Raw genomic sequence first — 19,113 nt, 5'->3', positions numbered from 1 at the left:
CGGCCCTCGAGCGGCTCAGTCCTCCGTCAGCATCCGCGCCAGCACCGCGCGCTGCACCGGCAGCACCTCGCCGTGCAGCGCGCGCCCCTTGGCCGTGAGCGCGACCTGCACGCCCCGCCGGTCCTCGGAGCACATGCAGCGTTCCACGAGCCCCTCCTTCTCCAGACGGGCGATCAGCCGCGACAGCGCGCTCTGGCTCAGATGGACCCGCTCGGAGATCTCCTGCACGCGGTAGGACGGAGTGCCCTTCGGAGTCCGGCACCCGGCGAGCACGTCGAGCACCTCGAAGTCGCTGGCGCACAGGCCGTGGCCGTGCAGAGCACGGTCGAGTTCACATTGTGTTCGCGCGTGCAGCGCCAGAATGTCCCGCCACTGTTCCACGAGCGCCTGCTCGGCCTGCTTAGCCGCCATGGACCGCACCGTAACAGAGAGCCGAGTTCATTGCGCCTGAATTAAATGCACTTGCATCTCATGCATGCGCATGTAGTGTCTCGGGCATGATCTCTCCGCTCACCACCCCCACGTCCGACGGACGTTGGACTCCACGGCTCTGGGGCACCCTGCTGGTGCTCTGCGCCGCGATGTTCCTGGACGCCCTGGACGTGTCCATGGTCGGCGTCGCGCTGCCGTCCATCGGCGCCGACCTCGGCCTGTCGACCTCGGCACTGCAATGGATCGTCAGCGGCTACATCCTCGGCTACGGCGGGCTGCTGCTCCTCGGCGGACGGGCCGCCGACCTGCTGGGCCGGCGCCAGGTCTTCCTGGTGGCGCTGGGCGTCTTCGCCTTGGCCTCACTGCTCGGCGGTCTCGTCGACTCCGGACCGCTGCTCATCGCCAGCCGCTTCATCAAGGGCCTGAGCGCGGCCTTCACGGCCCCCGCCGGCCTGTCGATCATCACCACGACGTTCCCCGAAGGCCCGCTGCGCAACCGCGCCCTGGCCATCTACACCACCTGCGGCGCCACCGGCTACTCGATGGGTCTGGTCTTCTCCGGGCTCCTCACGGAGGCCAGCTGGCGGCTCACCATGCTCCTGCCCGCTCCGATCGCGCTGATCGCGCTGTTCGTGGGCCTGAAGCTGCTGCCGCGCAGTGAGCGCGAGCGCGGCCGGGGCGGCTACGACATCCCCGGCGCCGTCCTCGGCACCGCGTCGATGCTGCTGCTCGTCTTCACCGTCGTCGAGGCGCCAGAGGTGGGCTGGGCCGCGGCCCGGACCGTCCTGTCCTTCGCCGCCGTGGCCGTACTGCTGGCGGCCTTCGTCCTCGTCGAACTGCGCAGCCCCAGCCCGCTGATCCGGCTCGGGGTACTGCGCTCCGGGCCACAAGTGCGGGCCCAGCTGGGTGCGTTGACGTTCGTCGGCAGCTACATCGGCTTCCAGTTCCTGGTCACCCTGTACATGCAGCAACTGCTCGGCTGGTCCGCACTGCACACGGCTCTGGCATTCCTGCCCGCGGGCGCGCTGGTGGCGCTGTCCGCGACGAAGGTGGGCGCCGTCATCGACCGGTTCGGCACGGCCCGGCTGATGGTGCTCGGCTTCGCCCTGATGGTGGCCGGCTACGTCCTGTTCCTGCGCATCGACCTGAACCCCGTGTACGCCTCGGTGATCCTGCCGACGATGCTGCTGGTCGGCTCGGGCTTCGCGCTGACCTTCCCGTCCTTCAACGTCCAGGCCACCAACGGCGTGGACGAGCACGAGCAGGGCATGGTCTCCGGACTGCTCAACACCTCGGTCCAGGTGGGCGGTGCGATCTTCCTCGCGGTGGTGACGGCGGTGGTGACCGCGAACAGCCCGGAGCAGGGCGCCGCCACACCTCAGGCCGTTCTCGACAGCTACCGGCCCGGCCTCATGGTCGTGACCCTCATCGCGCTCGTCGGCCTGCTGATCACCCTCACCGGCCTGCGGACCCGCCGGGACCGGCCGTCCGTCGTGGTCGCCAAGGCCGGCCCCCGGGAGGCGGAGCGCGTCACGGTACGCGACTAGGGAGCGTCTCCAGCCGCGGTCAAGACGCCCCGGGTGACTGCGGCACACACCCTCAATCAATCGAAAAAGTGTACATTTTACGCTTTTCCGGACATCGAATGAGTTCTACGCTCGTGTACAGATGGCGGGCGGAGGGCCGGCCAGTCGACCCTCCGCGGCCTGTAATGAGCGGAGGCGGAGATGAAAGCGTCGATACGGCGGTCCGCGATCTTCGCAAGCGCGGCTGCTCTAGTGATTGCCGTCTGCGGCTCCACCGGCACTGCCCAGGCAGAGCCCGGCGATGGTGAGCTCCAGTTCGGCTACGTCCTGCCGGAGACAGGACAGCTGGCCTACCTCGGCCCGCCCCAGATCGAGTCGTTGAAGTTCGCGATCGAGAAGATCAACGACGCCGGCGGGGTCCTGGGCAAGCCCGTGCCCACCGTGGTTTCCAGTGACGAGGCGGGCCAGGAGGCCGTTGCCGCACAGTCGGCCGACCGGGTCCTCGCGGCAGGCGTGGACGCGATCGTCGGCGCCGCGGCGTCCGGCATGTCGCTGGCGTTCATCGACCGGGTGACCGGAGCGGGCGTCGTGCAGTGTTCCGGGTCGAACACCGCTCCCACCTTCACCGACTACGAGGACGACGGCTTCTACTTCCGTACCGTCCCGAGCGACGCCTTGCAGGGGCCCATCCTGGCTGATGTCGTCCGCGACGACGGCCACGACCGGGTGGCCCTGGTCGCACGGGCGGACGACTACGGGCGCGGCCTGATGGAGGCCACCCGGGAGACGCTGGAGGAGCGCGGAGCGACGGTGACGCTCGCCGAGACCTACGACCCGGAGGCGACCAACTTCGACCAGGTCGTCCAGCAGATCGAGAACTCCAGGCCGGAAGCCGCCGTGGTGATCGCCTTCGAGGAGGGCACCCAGATCCTGCAGGGCATGATCGAGTCCGGACTCGGGCCCGACCGGATCGGCGTCTACGGCGCCGACGGTCTGCGCAGTGAGGAACTGCCCTCATTGGTCGCCCCTGGCCAGCCGGAGAGGCTCTCCGGGATGAAGGGGACCGCGCCGGCCTCGGCGTCGAACGAGCAGTACGTGAAGGACCTCCAGGAATTCGCGCCTGATCTGAAGGAGCTGCAGTTCGCACCGCAGGTGTTCGACTGCGCGACGACGATCGCGCTCGCCGCCGAGAAGGCGGAGTCCGACGATCCGGGCGAGTACGTGAAGGAGATGAACGGGATCACCAAGGACGGCGAGAAGTGCAACTCGTTCGCCGCCTGCAAGGAGCTGCTCGCCGACGGCAGGGACATCGACTACGAGGGTGTGAGCGGTCCGCTGAACTTCACCGACAAGGGCGAACCCGGCCAGGCGTCGATCGAGGTCTACGGCTACAACGACGAGGGCAAGCTGCAGACCCTGCGTACCGAGACCAGCAGGGCCGAACAGTGACCGGGAGGACCGACAGCGGGAGTCAACGGACGCGGGCGAGCGTGCCGAGGTAGAGCTCGATCACCTTCTCGTCGTGCAGCAGGGCCGTACCCGTGCCGGTGTACGCGTTGCGGCCCTGGTCGAGGACGTAGCCGCGGTCGCAGAGCTGCAGGCACCTGCGGGCGTTCTGCTCGACCATGAGCACGGCGACGCCCGCGCTGTTGATCATCCTGCACCGGTCGAAGACGTGGTCCTGATGGAGCGGTGACAGGCCTGCCGACGGCTCGTCGAGCAGGAGCAGCTGCGGCTCCATCATCAGCGCGCGGGCCATCGCGAGCATCTGGCGTTCGCCGCCGGACATCGCGCCGGCCTTCTGCTTGCGGCGGTCGGCCAGCACGGGAAAGAGCTCCCCGACCGCCGCGACCCGCCGCGCCTGGTCCTTTGGCCGCAGATAGACCCCCATCCGCAGGTTCTCCTCGACGGTCAGCGTGGGGAACACGTTCTGCAGCTGCGGTACGTAGCCCACACCCCGCCGGACCAGTTCGTGCGCGGGCCGTCCGGTCACGTCCTCGCCGCGCAGCCGCACGGTCCCGCCGCGCACCCGCAGCAGCCCGAAGACGGCCTTGACCAGCGTCGACTTGCCGGCGCCGTTGGGGCCGATCACGCCGACCACCTCGCCCGGCCGCACCTCGACGCTGCATCCGCGCAGCACGTCGACACCGGGGACATAGCCGGCCACGATGCCGTCGGCCGCCAGCACCGGTGCCTGCTTCTCGGCGGACATCACTGCTCCTCCTTCCCTCTCCCCTCCTTCTCGTTCCCCTGCTCGTTCTCTTCGGCCGCATCCGGTTCGTCGTGCCGCTTGCCCAGGTAGGCGTCCACGACGGCGGCGTTCCGGCCGATCGTGTGCGGTGGGCCCTCGGCCACCAAGTGCCCGTCGGCCATGACGGCCACCCAGTCGCTGATGCCCATCACCACGTCCATGTCGTGCTCCACGAAGCACACCGTCAGCCCCTCGTCGCGCAGCTGGGTGATGTGCCCGAGCAGCGACTGGGTCAGCGCGGGGTTCACCCCGGCCATGGGCTCGTCGAGCAGGAGCATGACCGGCCGGGTCATCAGCGCGCGGGCCAGTTCCAGCAGTTTACGCTGACCGCCGGAGAGCGTCCCGGCGTGGTCGTCGCGCAGGGGGCCGAGCCGGAACCGGTCCAGCAGTTCGTCGGCCCGGCGCTCGAACTCCCGCTCCTGCCCGCGCCACAGTGGGCGCAGCAGCGCGGGCAGCACCCGCTCGCCGCGCTGCCCGGGCGCGGCGAGCAGCAGGTTCTCCAGCACGGTGAGCCGGGCGAGCGTCCTGGTGAGCTGGAACGTACGGACCAGTCCGCGCCGCGCCACCCGGTGCGCCGGGGAGCCGGTGAGCGGCTGTCCGTCGAACGACCACCGGCCGCCGTCGGCCCGGTCGAACCCGCTCACCACATTGAACAACGTGGTCTTGCCGGCGCCGTTGGGCCCGATGAGCGCCGTGATCGCCCCGCGCTGCACCTCCAGGTGCTCGACCCGCACAGCGACGAGGCCGCCGAAGGTGCGGGTCACCTGGTCCAGGACCAGCAGGGAGTCGGGTTTGCGCACCCCCGGCTCGGGATCGGTCGCGGAGAGCCGGCCCGCGGGGGACACGACACGGTCAGCGGCCACTGAGCAGCATCTCCTTCCGGCTGCCGAGAATCCCCTGCGGCCGGAACGCGACCAGCAGGATCAGGGCGACCCCGACCAGGGCGAAGCGCAGCGCGCCGACCTCAGAGGTGGAGATGAGGTCCGGCGAGATGTACTCGGCGTTGATGGCCTGGCGGAGCGCGCTGTCGAGGAAGCTGAGGACGAACCAGAACAGGATCGCGCCGACGACCGGCCCGAGGATCCGCCCGGCCCCTCCGAGAACGAGCAGTGTGTACAGGAAGAACGTGACTCCCGGATCGTAGTTGTCCGGGTTCACGGACTGCACCTGGATCGCCTGCATCATGCCCGCGACCGCGCCGATGACGCCGCCGAGCACAAGGCTCTGGATCTTGTACGCGTAGACGTTCTTGCCGAGGCTGCGCGCGGCGACCTCGTCCTCACGGATCGACCGGATGACACGGCCCCACGGGCTGTGGATCAGCAGGGCGAGCAGAACTCCGACCACGAGCACCAGCGCCCATCCGACGATCATCACCCAGAGGTCGCGGGAACTGAACCTCACGAGCCAGATGCCGTAGGTGCCGGGCTCGATGGGGTTGAGCTCGTAGAAGTCGTTCGCGAACCTCTGCAGCCCGAACACCCCACCGGTGACCGGCTCGGCCCAGCTGGAGCGGTAGAACAGCCGTAGCGCCTCCCCGGCCGCGATGGTGGTGATCGCGAGGTAGTCGGCGCGCAGCCGCAGAGTGGGCAGTCCGAGGAGCAGGGCCAGCACGATCGCGCAGGCGATTCCGCCCAGGACGCCGAACCACATCGGGCCGTCGTACGTCGACACCGTGATGGCGAGCCCGTAGCCGCCCACCAGCATGAAGCCGACCTGGCCGAAGTTGAGCAGCCCCGTGTAGCCGAAGTGCAGGTTCAGCCCCATCGCGGCGAGCGCGAAGACGGCGGCGATGGGGCCGATTCCCGAGCGCAGGGCGTCGGAGAGGATGGCGGAGAAGTCCATGGCGCACCCCTCACCCGACGCGTTCGGCCCGCCCGAGGATGCCCTGCGGCCGGACGAGGAGGACGACGATGAGGACGAGCAGCGCCCACGCGTACTGCAGGTCGACCGGGAACCACAGGGTGGACATCTGGGCGACGACGCCGATGACGAGGCTGCCGACCATGGCACCGTAGGCGGAGCCGAGCCCGCCGAGGATGACCCCGGCGAACATGAGCAGCAGGAGCTTGAAGCCCATGTCCCAGGTGACGATCTCGACCAGGCCGAAGAAGACCCCGCCGAGCGCGGCCAGCCCACCGGCGAGCATCCACACGAACAGCACCACCCGCTGCACGTCGATGCCCGACGCCTCCGCGAGGTCACGGTTGGCGGAGACGGCCCGCACGGCCGTGCCGATCCGCGTCTTCTGCAGGAGCGCGGCGACGCCGAGCAGCACCAGGACGGAGAGCAGGGTGACGGTGAGGTCCCGCGGGGTGATGCCGGCCGGCCCGAGGCCGATCGTGCTCTGGATGTCGTACTGGGCGTAGGAGGCGGGCCGGGTTCCGTACAGCACGAGCACGACGTGGCGCAGGAGCAGCGAGAGCCCGATGGTGACGATGAACATGTTGATCAGGCCGGTGCCCCGGGCCCGCAGCGGCCGCCAGATGCCGCGATCGACCGCCCCGCCCAGCAGGGCGCCGAAGACCACCGCGGCGAGGGCGGCGGGGATCAGGTGCCAGTTCGGGCCGGCCGCGGAGACGTTGAGGAAGAACGCGAAGGTGGCGCCGATCGTGACGAACTCACCGTGCGCGAAATTGATCAGGTGGATGGTTCCGAAGATCAGCGAGAGCCCGACCGACGTGATCGCGATGATGACCCCGAACTGGACACCGTCGATCAGCGCCTGCAGAGCGCGCGCGGCGAACGTGGGACCGCGCGGGACTTCCTCACCCTGTGCACGCGTGGAGATCGCGGGCACCATCACGAGGACCAGGGCGAGGGCCGTCACGAGCATCCGCTGATAGCGCACGGTGGTTCCGGTACGTCACGAACGTCCCTTATGTGCTCAGTGTAAGCGCAGGTCGGGGCGGTGACACGGACAGTGCGCCCGGGGTGGGTGCCCACGGACAGCGGAGGATGCGGGATGGCTGACAGCGGAGACCTCGAGAGCGCGTACGGCGACGACAGCGTGCTCTTCCGGGTACTGCGACACCTCGGCTGGGACAGCCTGGTCGACATCGGCTGGTTCACGCTGCCCACCCTGCCGATCGTGGTCCTGGCCGGGCCGGTGCCCTTTCAGCGCCGCCTGGCTCGACGGTCGCTGGCCTTGCTGGACGCCCGGCCGGGACAGCTCGTCCTGGACGCCGGATGCGGTCGCGGTGACACCACTGCGCGCCTGGGCGCCGCGGGATGCCGGGCGCTGGGGGTGGACATCCAGCCCGCGCAGATCGACCAGGCACGTCGCCGCTTCGGCGACAGCGCGCGTTTCGCCGTCGCCGACGCCACGGCTCTGCCGGACCAGGCAGCGGAGATCCCGCTGACGGATGGTTCCTTCGATCGAGCGCACTGCCTGGAGGCCGCCTTCCACTTCGGCCATGAGGGCCGTAGGTCGTTCCTGAGCGAAAGCTTCCGGCTGCTCCGCCCAGGAGGCCGGCTCGTCCTCGTGGATGTCACGTCCCGTACGGATCAGCCGATCGAGACCCTCGACCCGGACGGCCTCGTACGCGCGACCTGGCGCTTCGACTCCATCGAACCGTACGAGCGGTACCCGCTGATGGCCTCCGCCGCCGGCTTCACCATACGGCGGATCCTCGACTGGACCACTCCCGTACTCCACAGGGCGGCCCAGCTCTGTGCCTTGTTCGTCGGCACCGCGTCCACCCGGGCCGGCCGGCAGGCCCTGTGCGTGCGGTGGCCCGGCCTCAGAACACTCGACGCACAGGACTGGGACGAGGTCATCGCCGTGGTCCGAGCTCACCGGGCCATCGGGCGCGTCACCCGCTACACGGCGTACGTCCTCGACAAACCCCTGCTTTGACTCGCCGTATGACGAGTCACGAGGGCATGGTGCTCGCGCCCGTGCTCTTCTTCGCCCGGGTCGTCAGTGTGCTGGTCCGGTCCGGTCGGCGGTTCAGCCCAGCCAGCCCGGCCGCACAAGACCCGACTCGTAGGCGAGCACGACCAGTTGGGCCCGGTCACGGGCGCCGAGCTTCACCATGGTGCGGCTGACGTGGGTCTTCGCGGTGAGCGGGCTGACGACGAGACGGCGGGCGATCTCCTCGTTGGACAGGCCGATGCCGACCAGGGCCATCACCTCCCGCTCCCGCTCCGTGAGCCCGGCCAGGGCGTCTGCCGCAGCGGGCTCCTTGGAGCGGGCCGCGAACTCGGCGATCAGCCGGCGCGTCACCCCCGGTGACAGCAGTGCGTCGCCGGCCACCACCGCCCGTACCGCGCGCAGGAGTTCGTCCGGCTCGGTGTCCTTGACCAGGAAGCCGGAGGCGCCCGAGCGAATCGCCTCGAAGACGTACTCGTCGAGTTCGAAGGTGGTGAGCATGACCACCTTGACGTCCTTCAGCCCAGCGTCTCCGGTGACCCTCCTGGTCGCGGCCAGGCCGTCGAGCGCCGGCATGCGGATGTCCATCAGGACGACGTCGGGCCGCAGTTCGCGGATCCGCCGCACGGCCTCCTCGCCGTCGGCGGCCTCCGCGGCCACCTCGATGTCCGGCTGCGCGTCGAGCAGCGCCCTGAACCCTGCCCGGACCAGTGACTGGTCATCGGCGAGCAGTACGCGAATCACCGGTCCTCCTTGCGTCGTCCTGCGGTCCGCTTGCGGCTCATGTGCCGGCGGACGCCGTCAGCGGCAGTACGGCGAGCACCCGGAAACCGCCGTCCGGGCGGGGCCCCGCCTCGATGGTGCCACCCAGGGCGGCGGCCCGCTCCCGCATACCGACCAGCCCGTTGCCGCTGCCGCCCGCGTCGGCGGCGGTGGCGGGCCCGTCGTCGTCGACCCGCAGCCGCAGCGCGTCCGCGTCCTGCGCGAGGTGCACGCGCGCGTGCCGCGAACCCGAGTGCCGTACGACGTTGGTCAGGGCCTCCTGGACGATCCGGAAGGCGGCGAGGTCCGTGCCGGGCGGGAGGCGCGGCGGCTCGCCTTCCACCTCGACCGTGAGACCCGCGCTCGCCGCCTGCTCCACCAGCTCGGGCAGCCGGTCGAGCCCGGGCGCCGGAGCGCGGGGCGCGGCACCGGGAGCGCGCAGGGTGTCGAGCACCTGGCGTACCTCGCCGAGTGCCTCCTTGCTCTGGTCCTTGATCGTGGTGAGCGCCGTACGGGCCTGCTCGGGGTCGGTGTCGAGGAGCGCGAGGCCGACCCCCGCCTGCACATTGATCACGGAGATGCTGTGCGCGAGGACGTCGTGCAGCTCCTGCGCGATCCGCAGCCGCTCCTCGTCGGCCCGCCGCCGCGCGGCCTCGGCACGTTCGGCACGCTCCCGGGCCCACTGCTCGCGGCGGACCCGGAACAGCTCCGACACCGCCGCGATCGCCACCACCCAGGTGGCGACGACGATCTCCTCGCCCCAGGAGACGGCGGAGTCCCCCGACGGCGGCAGCCACTGATAGAGCCAGTGCGCCACCAGGACGTGCCCGGCCCAGAGCGTTCCCATCGCGGCCCATGCCGCCCAGCGGTGCCCGGCGACGATCGCACTGAAGCACGCCAGAGCGACGGTGAAGAGCACCGGCCCGTACGGATAGCCGGCCCCGAGGTAGAGCATGACGGCGCCCGCCGTGCCGAAGACCACGGCCATCGGATACCGCTTCCGCCACAGCAGCAGCCCCCCGGCCGCCAGCAGCAGCACTCGTGCGAAGAGGTCCAGGTCCGCCCGCTCGCCCTCCTGACCGTGGGCGGCGAAGTTCGAGCCGACCAGCACGAAGACCGTGACGGCGACGGTGGACCGCCAAGGCCACCGGGGCGCACGCTCCCCCTCCCCCCACCGGTCCCACCACGGAGGCCCGTGGCGCCACCACTGCGGCGGGCCACCCCGCGCGCGCTGCTCGTCCATACCGGCCACGCTAGACGCCGCCTGCCCGCAGCGGCGTCACCCAGGCGTGGTGATCACGCGTACTCCCCGGGAAGTACGTCCGCATGGGCGGCCTCGCCAGCCGAGACGTTGCATGACTTTGTGTGCTCGGCTGGTCACGAGACTACTGCCGAAGCGACAATGGCGGCACGGCATGTACCGGGGGGAGAGCAGTGTGGGGCAGCCACGTGACGACGGGGTCAGCGCGCCCCTCGCGGCGTTCATTTCTGCAGTGGTATCGATTGTGCTCACCATCGCGGGAACGCTGGTGAGTCTGAGGTCCAGCGCCTCGCAAACCGCGCTCTTCCTCGTACTCACGTGGTTACTGATCACCGCCTCCATCGCAACCGGCCTGGTCGCCGTATGGCTGCTGGCCGACCGCATCCGCAAAGGAGTGCGCGACCTGGCACATCTGCGAGACCTGGAAGCGTACGTGCCCCAGCTCATCCGGTTCCGCCATCGACACGACACCTTCGTCATCTCGGGCGACGGAAATGCGACGTTGAGAATTTCGTGCGATGTCGAATCGCCGAACGCCGCGGTGGTGCCATGGATTTCCTTCCCGATGATCGCGGAGGTACCTCCGGAGAATCCGGCATGGACGAGCGTTTCGGTGCTTCGCGTCAGTGTGGACGGTGTGGAGTCCGATCCGACCATCGCCTTCATACGAAGGGAGCGCAAGATACCGGCCGACCCGACGGCACTTGACGGACGGCTGGTCGAGTCCGGCGCCGTTCGCGTACCTGTTTCCCTGGATCCGGGCCGCACTCGTTGCTCCTTCACGGTCGAGCTGGAACTCTGCGGTGCTTTCGGTTTTGTCGAGCGCGAGGAGAAGTGCTATACCGACGTCTCATACGTCACCGAGAGCCTCGAAGTCACGATCACCGGCCGCGACGGCCTCACCATTTCCTCTTCGCCCTATGCGCAGAACCGTGTGGAAGCGCAGCAGTTGGGCATGGAAATGCCCGACGCCCCCGAGTCCCAGTTGCAGTCCCGGTACTGCCGGACCGCTGACGGCGTGCGGTGGAAGACGGCGCAGGCCAAACTCGGATACCGCTACGCCATTCCCGTACGCGGACGCTCATAGTTGTCGGCGCCTGTGGCGAGACGGTCTGCGAGCCAGGTGGCGAGCGTGTCTGGTTGCGGCGCTTCCGTCCTAGCCCTCAGCAGCCGGTGGACCGCTCGTACGAGTTGGGGTCGTTGCAGCAACAGCGTGGGTCCGGGCCCGGACGCGAGGCAGGACCAGGCCAACGCGAAGCCGATCCAGGACGGGGGGTGGTCCGGGTCATCTGCGATCTCCGCGCGGTAGCCGTCCAGGGCGTCGGCGTAACGGCCGTCGGCGAGCGCGAGGTCGGCGACTGTCGCTCCGGTCGACTCAGCCAGAGCCGGGTTCACGGAGGACGAGCCCTCCCGGACCACACACCGCAGGAGATCGACGCGAGCGAGGGACCACGGGCCGTCGGGCTGCGATACAAGTGATTCTGTGCATCGGCCTGGTGCGCCATCCTCATCCGGCTCCTGCCATGCGCGGGCCAGACCGGCCACGACACCAGGATCGGGTCGCAGATGGCGCAGGCGCCATCCGGCCCGGTGATCGGCGGTCACGACCTCCGCCACACGATGCTGCGGAGAGACGTCTGCCCAGGTGACGAGCTGTTCCGCGATCCCCTCGAGAAAGCGACGACCGGCTTTGGTCACAGTCCGGTCGGCCAGCAGGGCACGAGCGGCCTCCAGCGTCGGCTCCAGCCATCGCGCGCAGGTGAACGCGGCGAAGTCGGCGATCGCGTCGTCTCCGGATCTGGCCGCGGCCCGCCAGAACTGCGTCACTCCGAAAAAGGCGTAGACGCCCTGCAGCAACCCTGCGGCAGGGCGCGGGTCGTCACGCCAAGGGGCGTAGAGAAGTCGCTCCTCGTCTTGTCGCGTCAAGGGGACCAAGTGGAGGAGGCCACCCAGCAAGACGTGCTGATACTCGTGAACGAGGATTTCCGCGAGATCCTCAGCCGCGTGGGGCCGGGCGACGTTGATACCGGCGAAGGCCTCGCCGCTGGAGGCGGAGATGAGCGGAAAGCGGCTGGTGGAAGGACGTGGGGCCACGACGTCCAGACCGGCGCTCATCGCCTGCGCCTTGTCGGGAATGTGACGGCACACGAGGTGCCAGGCCCCGTCGAGCATGCCCTGCCACCTGGTGACCTCGGCATCGTCGAGGCGATGTGGATCGAGCGTCTCGTAGAGTCCGCGGTACGGATCCAGGTCGTCCAGCCGCAAGGACAGAACGTGTGAGCCCTCCCGGCACGTGATGCGCCGCAGTGCCCACCACCCGGTGGCGTCCTGCGAGAGGTCAGGCGGCAGTCGTACCGTGTTGTCGCCGATGTCGATACGGCGATCCCGATCGCAGGACCGGATTCGGGCCACGGACCACTGATCGACGCGGCCGGCCGGCGAAAAGGCCGCGCCCAGGGTGGGCAGCGAGACAGTCCCGCTCCGGGCCGGGACTCGTACGTCCACATCGATCCCCGCGTGAAGGGCGGCCGCAGCGGCGATGCTGTGCAGTTGACCGAGGTGGACCCACGCCGGGGTGGGATCCGTCGGGTGCCCGCGGCGCAGATGGCGCAACGTGAAGCCGGCCCACCCGGCGACATACGGGTACGACAGCACGGTCTCCAGCGCCGCTGGTGCGCTCTGCTGGACGCGATCCAGCACCTGCCAGGCCGACTCGGTCGGCGGGAGAGGACCTTGGGTCTGCGAAGACGAGGCGGCTTCGTCCCGAATGGCACGTAACAACAGCAGCGTACGGCTGCGCTCGGCCTTCCTGATCTCGTGGACGACATCGGGGCCCGCGGCTCCGCGGGCGATGGCGTCGAGGGTGCTCAGGGGGACGCGATGACTGGAAATCCCTGTGCCCGTCAACCGATACGCTCCGCGCCACCGCCTTGTCCGCCCCCCTCGCCGGACGCGGCGATCGCCGGCACCCCCTCAACCTGCATACCGACCCACTCAGCCCCGCGACGCACAGCGGTGTCGTCAGTGCCGAGGACGTCGCGAAGTCGAACAGCCGTGAGATCCGGCATCTGCGATTCGATCACGTCAGCTCCCCTACCAGGAATGCGGTGAGGCGGTCATGGACAGTCAGCCGATGCGCTCAGCGCCGCCACCGCCCGTGTCGTCGTTGGACACGGCGATCGCCGGCACCTTGTCCACCTGCATACCGACCCACACAAGCCCACGACGCACAGCGATATCGTCAAGGCCGAGGACATCTCGAAGTCGAACAACGGTGAGATCCGGCATCTGCGATTCGATCACGACAGCTCCCCTACCCGTAATGCGGTGAGGCGGTGAGACGGTGATGGACGGTCAGCCGATACGCTCTGCTCCCCCGCCCGGTTCACCGCCACCGGCACAAACGGACGGCGTACGATCGCACTGCCCGATCACCCAGTTGAGGGCGGCCATCGTTTGTTCATCGCTCGCATGAGCAAGATCTGTCATCATCACACCGCTCAGGTCGGGCAGTTGAGTTTCCAAGGGATTCTCCGTCCTTCACTGGGCGAGCAGTCCGAGGTCGCTCATCATCCGAGTATGACTCCACCCAGGAAAGCCCGGAAGCCCTGTCGTCGGCCACACATCGGAGCCGCACTGCCATGAGCGAGACTCTGTACGAGGCACTGGAACAAGTTCTTCGCGGTTGGCACCGATACGAGACCGAACGGGGAAACTCGCCGGTCATCGACTTCGACTGCGCGCCCGCGCCGGCCCCGGCGGCGCTGGGCAGGCTCGAAGCATTGCGGCGTCTGCGTTGGCTCCTCGACCGCGCCCGGAAGGTGGCCGACGGCCGTCTTGTGCGGGAGATCCAGGCTCAGCTCGCCTACCTCTCCACACTGCTCGGCGAGCACCTTGCCTTTGACACCTACGTGCGCCGGACCCAGGGCTGCGGCACACGAGGCTGGCCGGCCGACTACGTCAGGGAGCGCGGTGATGAGGCTCGCCGCCTTCTGGCCGACGCCGGGATCGCCTGGGGGCCGAATACCGCCCACGACCTGAATCGCGCCGAGGGCGTCATCACCCCTGAAGCGGCGGCCGAAGCGGTCAGCCGTGAGGCGGCCTCGTTCGAGCAGCGCGTACGTACTGCGGTTGGTGCGACGGCGCCGTATGACTTGACCATCGAAGCGGTTCGGGTCGATGCCTACTGGTCATACTGGCTGGATGGAGCCGGGCGGACCGTGCGACTGCGCATCAATCTCGAACGGGCGGCCCTCACCGTCGTTCAGGCCAGGCTGTTCGCGCTCCATGAGGTTCTCGGCCACGGGTTGCAGAGCGCGGGGTTCCACGCGGCCTACGCGAGGGGCGAGCAGGAGTGGCTGCCGCTGCTCACGGTGCACTCGCCCTGTCAGGTGGTTCTCGAAGGGCTGGCACAGTCGCTGCCTCTGTTCGTCGCCGCCGACGACCACCAGCTGATGACACGCGTGCGCCTGGAGCACTATCTGCAACTGGTGTGCGCAGAGTTGCACGTGGCCATCAATTCCGGCGTGAGTGCCGATGCCTGCGCGGCCCACGCTGTGTCACGAGTGCCCTTCTGGAACGACACCCAGATCGCGGACATGCTCGCTGACCGGGGCGCGGATCCGCTGCTGCGGACGTACCTGTGGGCATATCCGGCCGGCTTCGACTGGTTCATGGCCCTGGCCGAGGCTCCTCCCGCGACGGCTGCCAACGTTCTGCGAGCGGCTTACCACCGGCCCCTCCATCCGGCCGACCTCGCTGATCTGTGGCCCGACGGCCCGCTGATCGGAGGTCCCGGCCCCCACGGATGGTGGACCCCTGAGACCCGCCAGCCTTCCGGCAGTCCCTAGTGCTGCAGTGCTGCCCGCGGCAAGGAGGTGCGTGGCCGCCGCCGGCTCAGTCGTTGTGAGGCCCTGGGCTCTTCGCGGCAGGCTCCCGCTGCGGATACACCAGCCCCACCCCGTGGGCCAGTTGCCCCGCCGCGTGCCGGAAGAACGTCTCCCGGTCCTCCACCACCCGGTGGAACTGGCCGAACAGCTCGAAGCCGACCAGTCCGAACAACTGGGCCCAGGCGGCGACAAGAGCCGTCACCGTCTCCGGTGGGAGGTCCGGCGCCAGGTCGGCGGCCATCCGCTCGGCCTCCGGGCGCAGGTCGGCCGGCAGCGACGGCTTGGCGAGACCCGGGCCGCGGTAGGCGTCGCGCGCGATGCCGAAGAACAGCAGTCCGACGCGGGAGGCGGCCGGGACGGTGGTCTCGGGGGCGGTGTAGCCGGGGACGGGTGATCCGTAGATGAGCGCGTACTCGTGCGGACGGTCCAGGGCCCAGCCCCGCACCGCCTCGCACACGGCGATCCAGCGCTGCCGCGGCCCGGAGCCGGCGACCGTGTCGTGGGCCGCCTCGGCGGACTCGCCGAGGGAGTCGTACGCGTCGATGATGAGTGCGGTCAGCAGGTCGTCACGGCTGGGGAAGTACCGGTACAGCGCGGAGGAGACCATGCCGAGCTCCCGGGCCACGGCGCGTAGGGAGAGCCTGGCGGCGCCCTCGGCCGCGAGCTGTCTGCGGGCCTCGTCCTTGATGGCCGCGGTGACTTCGATCCTGGCCCGGGCCCGGGCGCCGTGTGCGGTGGTCATGCGAGGAAGTGTGCCATGAAAGGAGAGCAGCGCACACAAACGAGAGCAGCGCTCTTGCTTTGGAGCACGGGCCTCAGGCAGACTGAACCCAGCGAGAGAGAGCAGTGCTCACAAAAGAGAGCACCGCTTCCCCGTCGACAACAACGAGAGCACCGCTCCACCAAACAGAGACCAGGGGACCTCATGTCCACACACGTCCAGAAGCCCGGCTGGCTCACCGTCAACGTCCTCAACCGCTTCGTGGCCTGGATGACCCGCCGCGGCATCAGCGTCTGGGGCTCCCGTGTCCTCGCCGTCCGCGGCCGCAAGAGCGGCCAGTGGCGCACCACCCCGGTCAACCTGATGACCCTGGACGGCCGGCAGTACCTGGTCGCGCCCCGCGGCCACGTCCAGTGGACGCACAACATGCGCGCCTCGGGTGGTGGCGAGCTGCACCTCGGCAAGCACGTGGACACGTTCACCGCGACCGAGGTCGCCGACGACGACAAGACGCCGATCCTGCGCGCCTACCTCAAGCGCTGGAAGGCGGAGGTCGGGGTCTTCTTCAACGGGGTGGGCCCGGACTCCCCGGACGACGAGCTGCGCCGGATCGCCCCGGACCACCCGGTCTTCGAGATCACGGTGACGAACTGACCTCGCCGCCCGTCGCGGGACGGCGGTCCATCGCGGTCAGGGCCCGCTGGGCCATCGGATGGGTGCGGACGATCTCGCCCAGCGACGTCGCACCCCGCGTGATGTCCTTGAATCCCTTCCAGGCGGGGCGGAAACCCGTCACCGCCGCGTGGAACAGACCGGGGCGGCGCTCGAACACCGTCAGCAGCCGCTTGCCGACGCTCATCTCCACGCCGAGCCCGGCCTTGACCGCGAACGCGTAGTTGAGGGCCTGCCGGCGTGTGTCCACGGCGTCATGCGCCTCGGCGATCCGCACCGCCCACTCCCCCGCGAGCCGGCCGGACCGCAGCGCGAAGGAGATGCCCTCGCGGGTCCACGGCTCCAGCAGCCCGGCGGCGTCGCCACAGACCAGCACCCGGCCGCGCGACAGCGGCGAGTCGTCGGCCCGGCAGCGGGTCAAGTGCCCGGAGGAGATGCTCGGTTCGAAGCCGGCGAGGCCCAGCCGCCCGATGAAGTCCTCCAAGTACCGCTTCGTCGCGGCGCCCTCACCCCGCGCCGAGATCACCCCGACCGTCAGTGTGTCGCCCTTGGGGAACACCCAGCCGTAGCTGCCGGGCATGGGGCCCCAGTCGATGAGCACCCGCCCCTTCCAGTCCTCGGCGACGGTGTCCGGCACCGGGATCTCCGCCTCCAGGCCGAGATCCACCTGGTCGACCTTGACACCGACATGCGCCCCTATACGGCTGGCGCTGCCGTCCGCCCCGACGACCGACCGCGCGAGCAGGACCTCGCCACCTTGCAGGACGACGGCGACCGTGCGCCGGTCCGGCACCGCCGAGCCGTGCTGCTCGACCCGCTGGACGGTGACGCCCGTACGCAGTTCGGCGCCCGCCTTCTGCGCGTGCTCGACGAGCTGCTGGTCGAACTCGGGCCGGTTGATCAGCCCGAACAGCATCTGCTTGGACCGGCGGGTCCGCGTGAAACGGCCGTTGTGCGAGAACGTCACCGCGTGCACCCGGTCCTTGAGCGGCAGCTCGAAGCCGGGCGGGAGGGCGTCGCGCGAGGGGCCGATGATGCCGCCGCCGCACGTCTTGTAGCGCGGCAGCTCCGCCTTCTCCAGCAACAGCACGCGTCTCCCGGCGACCGCCGCCGCGTACGCGGCCGAAGCTCCCGCGGGTCCCGCGCCCACCACGACGACGTCCCACACCTGCCGCACGTCGTCCGCCGAAGAGTTCTCGCTGCTCACGATGGTCTACTGCTCCCGATCAAGCCGCCTGCCCTGCTGTCTCCCGCATCCTACGGCGGACCTGGTCACAGCCCGCTGTGGGAGGATCTACAGCACCCAGCTCTTCAACGTCGCACCCACAAGGAGCGTGCCCATGTCGCCGAATCCGGTCGCCGAGACCGTCGCCTCGCTGATGCCGGCGGCGATGGCGGAGCTCACCGAACTGGTGGCCTTCCGGTCGGTGGCGGACTTCGACCAGTTCCCGAGGAGCGAGAGCGAGGGAGCCGCCCGCTGGATCGCGGACGCGCTCGGCGCCGAGGGCTTCCAGGACGTGGCCCTGCTCGACACCCCCGACGGGACGCAGTCGGTCTACGGGTACCTCCCCGGCCCGGCGGGTGCGAAGACCGTCCTGCTCTACGCCCACTACGACGTGCAGCCGCCGCTGGACGAGGCCGGCTGGACCACTCCGCCGTTCGAGCTGACCGAGCGGGACGGACGCTGGTACGGGCGCGGCTCCGCCGACTGCAAGGGCGGTGTGATCATGCACCTGCTGGCGCTGCGGGCGCTGAAGGCGAACGGCGGCGTGCCCGTCCACGTCAAGGTGATCGTCGAGGGCTCGGAGGAGCAGGGCACGGGCGGTCTCGAGCGGTACGCCGAGGAGCACCCGGACCTGCTGGAGGCCGACACGATCGTCATCGGCGACGCGGGCAACTTCCGCGTCGGCCTGCCGACGGTGACCACCACGCTGCGCGGTATGACCCTCGTCCGCGTCACCGTCGACACGCTCGCGGGCAATCTGCACTCGGGCCAGTTCGGCGGTGCCGCGCCCGACGCGCTCGCCGCCCTGATCCGCGTCCTGGACTCGCTGCGCGCCGAGGACGGTTCGACGACCGTCGAGGGGCTCGCCTCGGACACGGCCTGGGAGGGGTTGCAGTACGACGAGGAGCAGTTCCGGCAGGACGCCAAGGTGCTGGACGGCGTCGAGCTGATCGGGTCCGGCACGGTCGCCGACCGTATCTGGTCGCGCCCCGCCGTCACGGTCATCGGCATCGACTGCCCGCCCGTCGTCGGCGCGACCCCGTCCGTGCAGTCGAGTGCCCGTGCGCTGATCAGCCTGCGGGTGCCGCCGGGCGTGGACGCGGGCGCGGCGACCAAGCTGCTCCAGGCGCACCTGGAGGCGCACACGCCGTGGGGCGCGCGGGTGAGCACCGAGCAGATCGGCGAGGGCCAGCCCTTCCGCGCCGACACCACCAGCCCGGCCTACCAGGCCATGGCCGCCGCGATGGCGGTGGCGTACCCGGGCCAGGAGATGCAGTACGCGGGCCAGGGCGGCTCCATCCCGCTGTGCAACACCCTCGCCTCCCTCTACCCGCGTGCGGAGATCCTGCTCATCGGGCTGAGCGAGCCGGAGGCCCAGATCCACGCGGTGAACGAGAGCGTGTCGCCGGAGGAACTGGAGCGGCTGTCGGTGGCGGAGGCGCTGTTCCTGCGCACCTACGCGGCGAGCTGACCGCTCTGCCCTCAGCAGAGACCCTCGTC

At 69.7% G+C, this 19,113-nt stretch carries 20 protein-coding genes; 7 read left to right on the top strand and 13 right to left on the bottom strand.

Annotated features, from left to right (window positions below; genetic code table 11):
- Positions 1-15 precede the first annotated feature (15 nt).
- Complete coding sequence (locus tag AC07DF_RS18600) at positions 16-411, bottom strand: MarR family winged helix-turn-helix transcriptional regulator (protein WP_382487930.1); 396 nt, start codon at positions 409-411, stop codon at positions 16-18.
- Positions 412-497: 86 nt separating this feature from the next.
- On the opposite strand from AC07DF_RS18600, the gene AC07DF_RS18595 reads away from it, so the two are divergent.
- Together AC07DF_RS18595 and AC07DF_RS18590 are read left to right on the top strand one after the other, a co-directional pair.
- Positions 498-1,979: an MFS transporter gene (locus AC07DF_RS18595; protein ID WP_478971946.1), complete on the top strand. Its 1,482-nt coding sequence runs from the start codon at positions 498-500 to the stop codon at positions 1,977-1,979.
- Between the two features lie 180 nt (positions 1,980-2,159).
- Positions 2,160-3,407: an ABC transporter substrate-binding protein gene (locus AC07DF_RS18590; protein ID WP_478971944.1), complete on the top strand. Its 1,248-nt coding sequence runs from the start codon at positions 2,160-2,162 to the stop codon at positions 3,405-3,407.
- A 22-nt stretch (positions 3,408-3,429) separates the two neighbouring features.
- Here AC07DF_RS18590 and AC07DF_RS18585 read toward each other — a convergent pair whose 3' ends face one another.
- Genes AC07DF_RS18585 through AC07DF_RS18570 form a run of 4 tightly spaced genes read right to left on the bottom strand, consistent with a single transcriptional unit; the run spans position 3,430 to position 7,060 of the window.
- The gene (locus AC07DF_RS18585) at positions 3,430-4,170 is read right to left on the bottom strand and encodes an ABC transporter ATP-binding protein (RefSeq protein ID WP_478971942.1); all 741 of its coding nucleotides are present in this window, start codon (positions 4,168-4,170) and stop codon (positions 3,430-3,432) included.
- Positions 4,170-5,072, bottom strand: coding sequence for an ABC transporter ATP-binding protein (locus AC07DF_RS18580; protein WP_478971940.1), 903 nt, complete (start codon positions 5,070-5,072; stop codon positions 4,170-4,172). The genes AC07DF_RS18585 and AC07DF_RS18580 overlap by 1 nt, the downstream gene beginning before the upstream one ends.
- Entirely contained in the window at positions 5,062-6,054 is a 993-nt protein-coding gene (locus tag AC07DF_RS18575; RefSeq protein WP_478971938.1) for a branched-chain amino acid ABC transporter permease, read from the bottom strand. Before AC07DF_RS18575 ends, AC07DF_RS18580 begins: the two co-directional genes overlap by 11 nt.
- A gap of 10 nt (positions 6,055-6,064) precedes the next feature.
- A complete protein-coding gene (locus AC07DF_RS18570; RefSeq protein ID WP_478971936.1) occupies positions 6,065-7,060 on the bottom strand; it encodes a branched-chain amino acid ABC transporter permease in 996 nt (331 codons plus the stop codon).
- A 114-nt stretch (positions 7,061-7,174) separates the two neighbouring features.
- Between AC07DF_RS18570 and AC07DF_RS18565 the strand changes: the two genes are divergently transcribed.
- Positions 7,175-8,068, top strand: coding sequence for a class I SAM-dependent methyltransferase (locus tag AC07DF_RS18565; protein ID WP_478971934.1), 894 nt, complete (start codon positions 7,175-7,177; stop codon positions 8,066-8,068).
- Positions 8,069-8,161: 93 nt separating this feature from the next.
- On the opposite strand, the gene AC07DF_RS18560 is transcribed toward AC07DF_RS18565, so the two are convergent.
- Both AC07DF_RS18560 and AC07DF_RS18555 read right to left on the bottom strand, forming a co-directional pair.
- Entirely contained in the window at positions 8,162-8,827 is a 666-nt protein-coding gene (locus tag AC07DF_RS18560; RefSeq protein WP_382487915.1) for a response regulator, read from the bottom strand.
- Between the two features lie 37 nt (positions 8,828-8,864).
- Positions 8,865-10,088: a sensor histidine kinase gene (locus tag AC07DF_RS18555; protein ID WP_478971932.1), complete on the bottom strand. Its 1,224-nt coding sequence runs from the start codon at positions 10,086-10,088 to the stop codon at positions 8,865-8,867.
- A 193-nt stretch (positions 10,089-10,281) separates the two neighbouring features.
- On the opposite strand from AC07DF_RS18555, the gene AC07DF_RS18550 reads away from it, so the two are divergent.
- A complete protein-coding gene (locus AC07DF_RS18550; RefSeq protein WP_478971930.1) occupies positions 10,282-11,193 on the top strand; it encodes a hypothetical protein in 912 nt (303 codons plus the stop codon).
- On the opposite strand, the gene AC07DF_RS18545 is transcribed toward AC07DF_RS18550, so the two are convergent.
- The 4 genes from AC07DF_RS18545 to AC07DF_RS18530 are packed head-to-tail and all read right to left on the bottom strand — an operon-like array spanning position 11,163 to position 13,631.
- Positions 11,163-13,013, bottom strand: a complete 1,851-nt coding sequence (locus AC07DF_RS18545) for an HEXXH motif domain-containing protein (RefSeq protein ID WP_478971928.1) — start codon at positions 13,011-13,013, stop codon at positions 11,163-11,165. The two genes, AC07DF_RS18550 and AC07DF_RS18545, sit on opposite strands and share 31 nt — an antisense overlap.
- On the bottom strand, positions 13,010-13,189 hold the full coding sequence (locus AC07DF_RS18540) for a hypothetical protein (RefSeq protein WP_391105544.1): 180 nt from the start codon (positions 13,187-13,189) through the stop codon (positions 13,010-13,012). The genes AC07DF_RS18545 and AC07DF_RS18540 overlap by 4 nt, the downstream gene beginning before the upstream one ends.
- Positions 13,190-13,232: 43 nt before the next feature.
- Positions 13,233-13,409, bottom strand: coding sequence for a hypothetical protein (locus tag AC07DF_RS18535; protein WP_478971926.1), 177 nt, complete (start codon positions 13,407-13,409; stop codon positions 13,233-13,235).
- A gap of 51 nt (positions 13,410-13,460) precedes the next feature.
- Positions 13,461-13,631 carry a hypothetical protein gene (locus tag AC07DF_RS18530; RefSeq protein ID WP_020276192.1) on the bottom strand — a complete coding sequence of 57 codons (171 nt, stop codon included), beginning with the start codon at positions 13,629-13,631 and terminating at the stop codon, positions 13,461-13,463.
- Between the two features lie 116 nt (positions 13,632-13,747).
- Here AC07DF_RS18530 and AC07DF_RS18525 point away from each other — a divergent pair, with 116 nt between their 5' ends.
- Positions 13,748-14,956 (top strand): hypothetical protein, encoded by a 1,209-nt coding sequence (locus AC07DF_RS18525; RefSeq protein ID WP_478971924.1) that lies wholly within the window; start codon positions 13,748-13,750, stop codon positions 14,954-14,956.
- Positions 14,957-15,002: 46 nt separating this feature from the next.
- Here the strand turns inward: AC07DF_RS18525 and AC07DF_RS18520 are convergent, their stop codons facing one another.
- The gene (locus AC07DF_RS18520; RefSeq protein WP_478971922.1) at positions 15,003-15,737 is read right to left on the bottom strand and encodes a TetR/AcrR family transcriptional regulator; all 735 of its coding nucleotides are present in this window, start codon (positions 15,735-15,737) and stop codon (positions 15,003-15,005) included.
- 183 nt (positions 15,738-15,920) lie between these two features.
- Here AC07DF_RS18520 and AC07DF_RS18515 point away from each other — a divergent pair, with 183 nt between their 5' ends.
- Positions 15,921-16,370, top strand: coding sequence for a nitroreductase family deazaflavin-dependent oxidoreductase (locus AC07DF_RS18515; RefSeq protein ID WP_478971920.1), 450 nt, complete (start codon positions 15,921-15,923; stop codon positions 16,368-16,370).
- On the opposite strand, the gene AC07DF_RS18510 is transcribed toward AC07DF_RS18515, so the two are convergent.
- Positions 16,354-17,595 carry a geranylgeranyl reductase family protein gene (locus AC07DF_RS18510; RefSeq protein WP_478971918.1) on the bottom strand — a complete coding sequence of 414 codons (1,242 nt, stop codon included), beginning with the start codon at positions 17,593-17,595 and terminating at the stop codon, positions 16,354-16,356. The two genes, AC07DF_RS18515 and AC07DF_RS18510, sit on opposite strands and share 17 nt — an antisense overlap.
- A gap of 133 nt (positions 17,596-17,728) precedes the next feature.
- Between AC07DF_RS18510 and AC07DF_RS18505 the strand changes: the two genes are divergently transcribed.
- Entirely contained in the window at positions 17,729-19,084 is a 1,356-nt protein-coding gene (locus AC07DF_RS18505; RefSeq protein ID WP_478971916.1) for a M20/M25/M40 family metallo-hydrolase, read from the top strand.
- The last annotated feature ends 29 nt before the right edge of the window (positions 19,085-19,113 follow it).

This window comes from Streptomyces sp. NPDC044719 (genome assembly GCF_056433405.1).
Note: the sequence above shows the minus strand (reverse complement) of the source record. Positions and strands in the feature narration are given on the sequence as shown.

Excerpts from the sequence above, each read along its gene's own strand:
- AC07DF_RS18600 (WP_382487930.1), bottom strand. The coding sequence starts at position 411 with ATGGCGGCTAAGCAGGCCGAGCAGGCGCTCGTGGAACAGTGGCGGGAC.
- AC07DF_RS18595 (WP_478971946.1), top strand. The coding sequence starts at position 498 with ATGATCTCTCCGCTCACCACCCCCACGTCCGACGGACGTTGGACTCCA.
- AC07DF_RS18590 (WP_478971944.1), top strand. The coding sequence starts at position 2,160 with ATGAAAGCGTCGATACGGCGGTCCGCGATCTTCGCAAGCGCGGCTGCT.
- AC07DF_RS18585 (WP_478971942.1), bottom strand. The coding sequence starts at position 4,170 with ATGTCCGCCGAGAAGCAGGCACCGGTGCTGGCGGCCGACGGCATCGTG.
- AC07DF_RS18575 (WP_478971938.1), bottom strand. The coding sequence starts at position 6,054 with ATGGACTTCTCCGCCATCCTCTCCGACGCCCTGCGCTCGGGAATCGGC.
- AC07DF_RS18565 (WP_478971934.1), top strand. The coding sequence starts at position 7,175 with ATGGCTGACAGCGGAGACCTCGAGAGCGCGTACGGCGACGACAGCGTG.
- AC07DF_RS18555 (WP_478971932.1), bottom strand. The coding sequence starts at position 10,088 with ATGGACGAGCAGCGCGCGCGGGGTGGCCCGCCGCAGTGGTGGCGCCAC.
- AC07DF_RS18525 (WP_478971924.1), top strand. The coding sequence starts at position 13,748 with ATGAGCGAGACTCTGTACGAGGCACTGGAACAAGTTCTTCGCGGTTGG.
- AC07DF_RS18520 (WP_478971922.1), bottom strand. The coding sequence starts at position 15,737 with ATGACCACCGCACACGGCGCCCGGGCCCGGGCCAGGATCGAAGTCACC.
- AC07DF_RS18515 (WP_478971920.1), top strand. The coding sequence starts at position 15,921 with ATGTCCACACACGTCCAGAAGCCCGGCTGGCTCACCGTCAACGTCCTC.
- AC07DF_RS18505 (WP_478971916.1), top strand. The coding sequence starts at position 17,729 with ATGTCGCCGAATCCGGTCGCCGAGACCGTCGCCTCGCTGATGCCGGCG.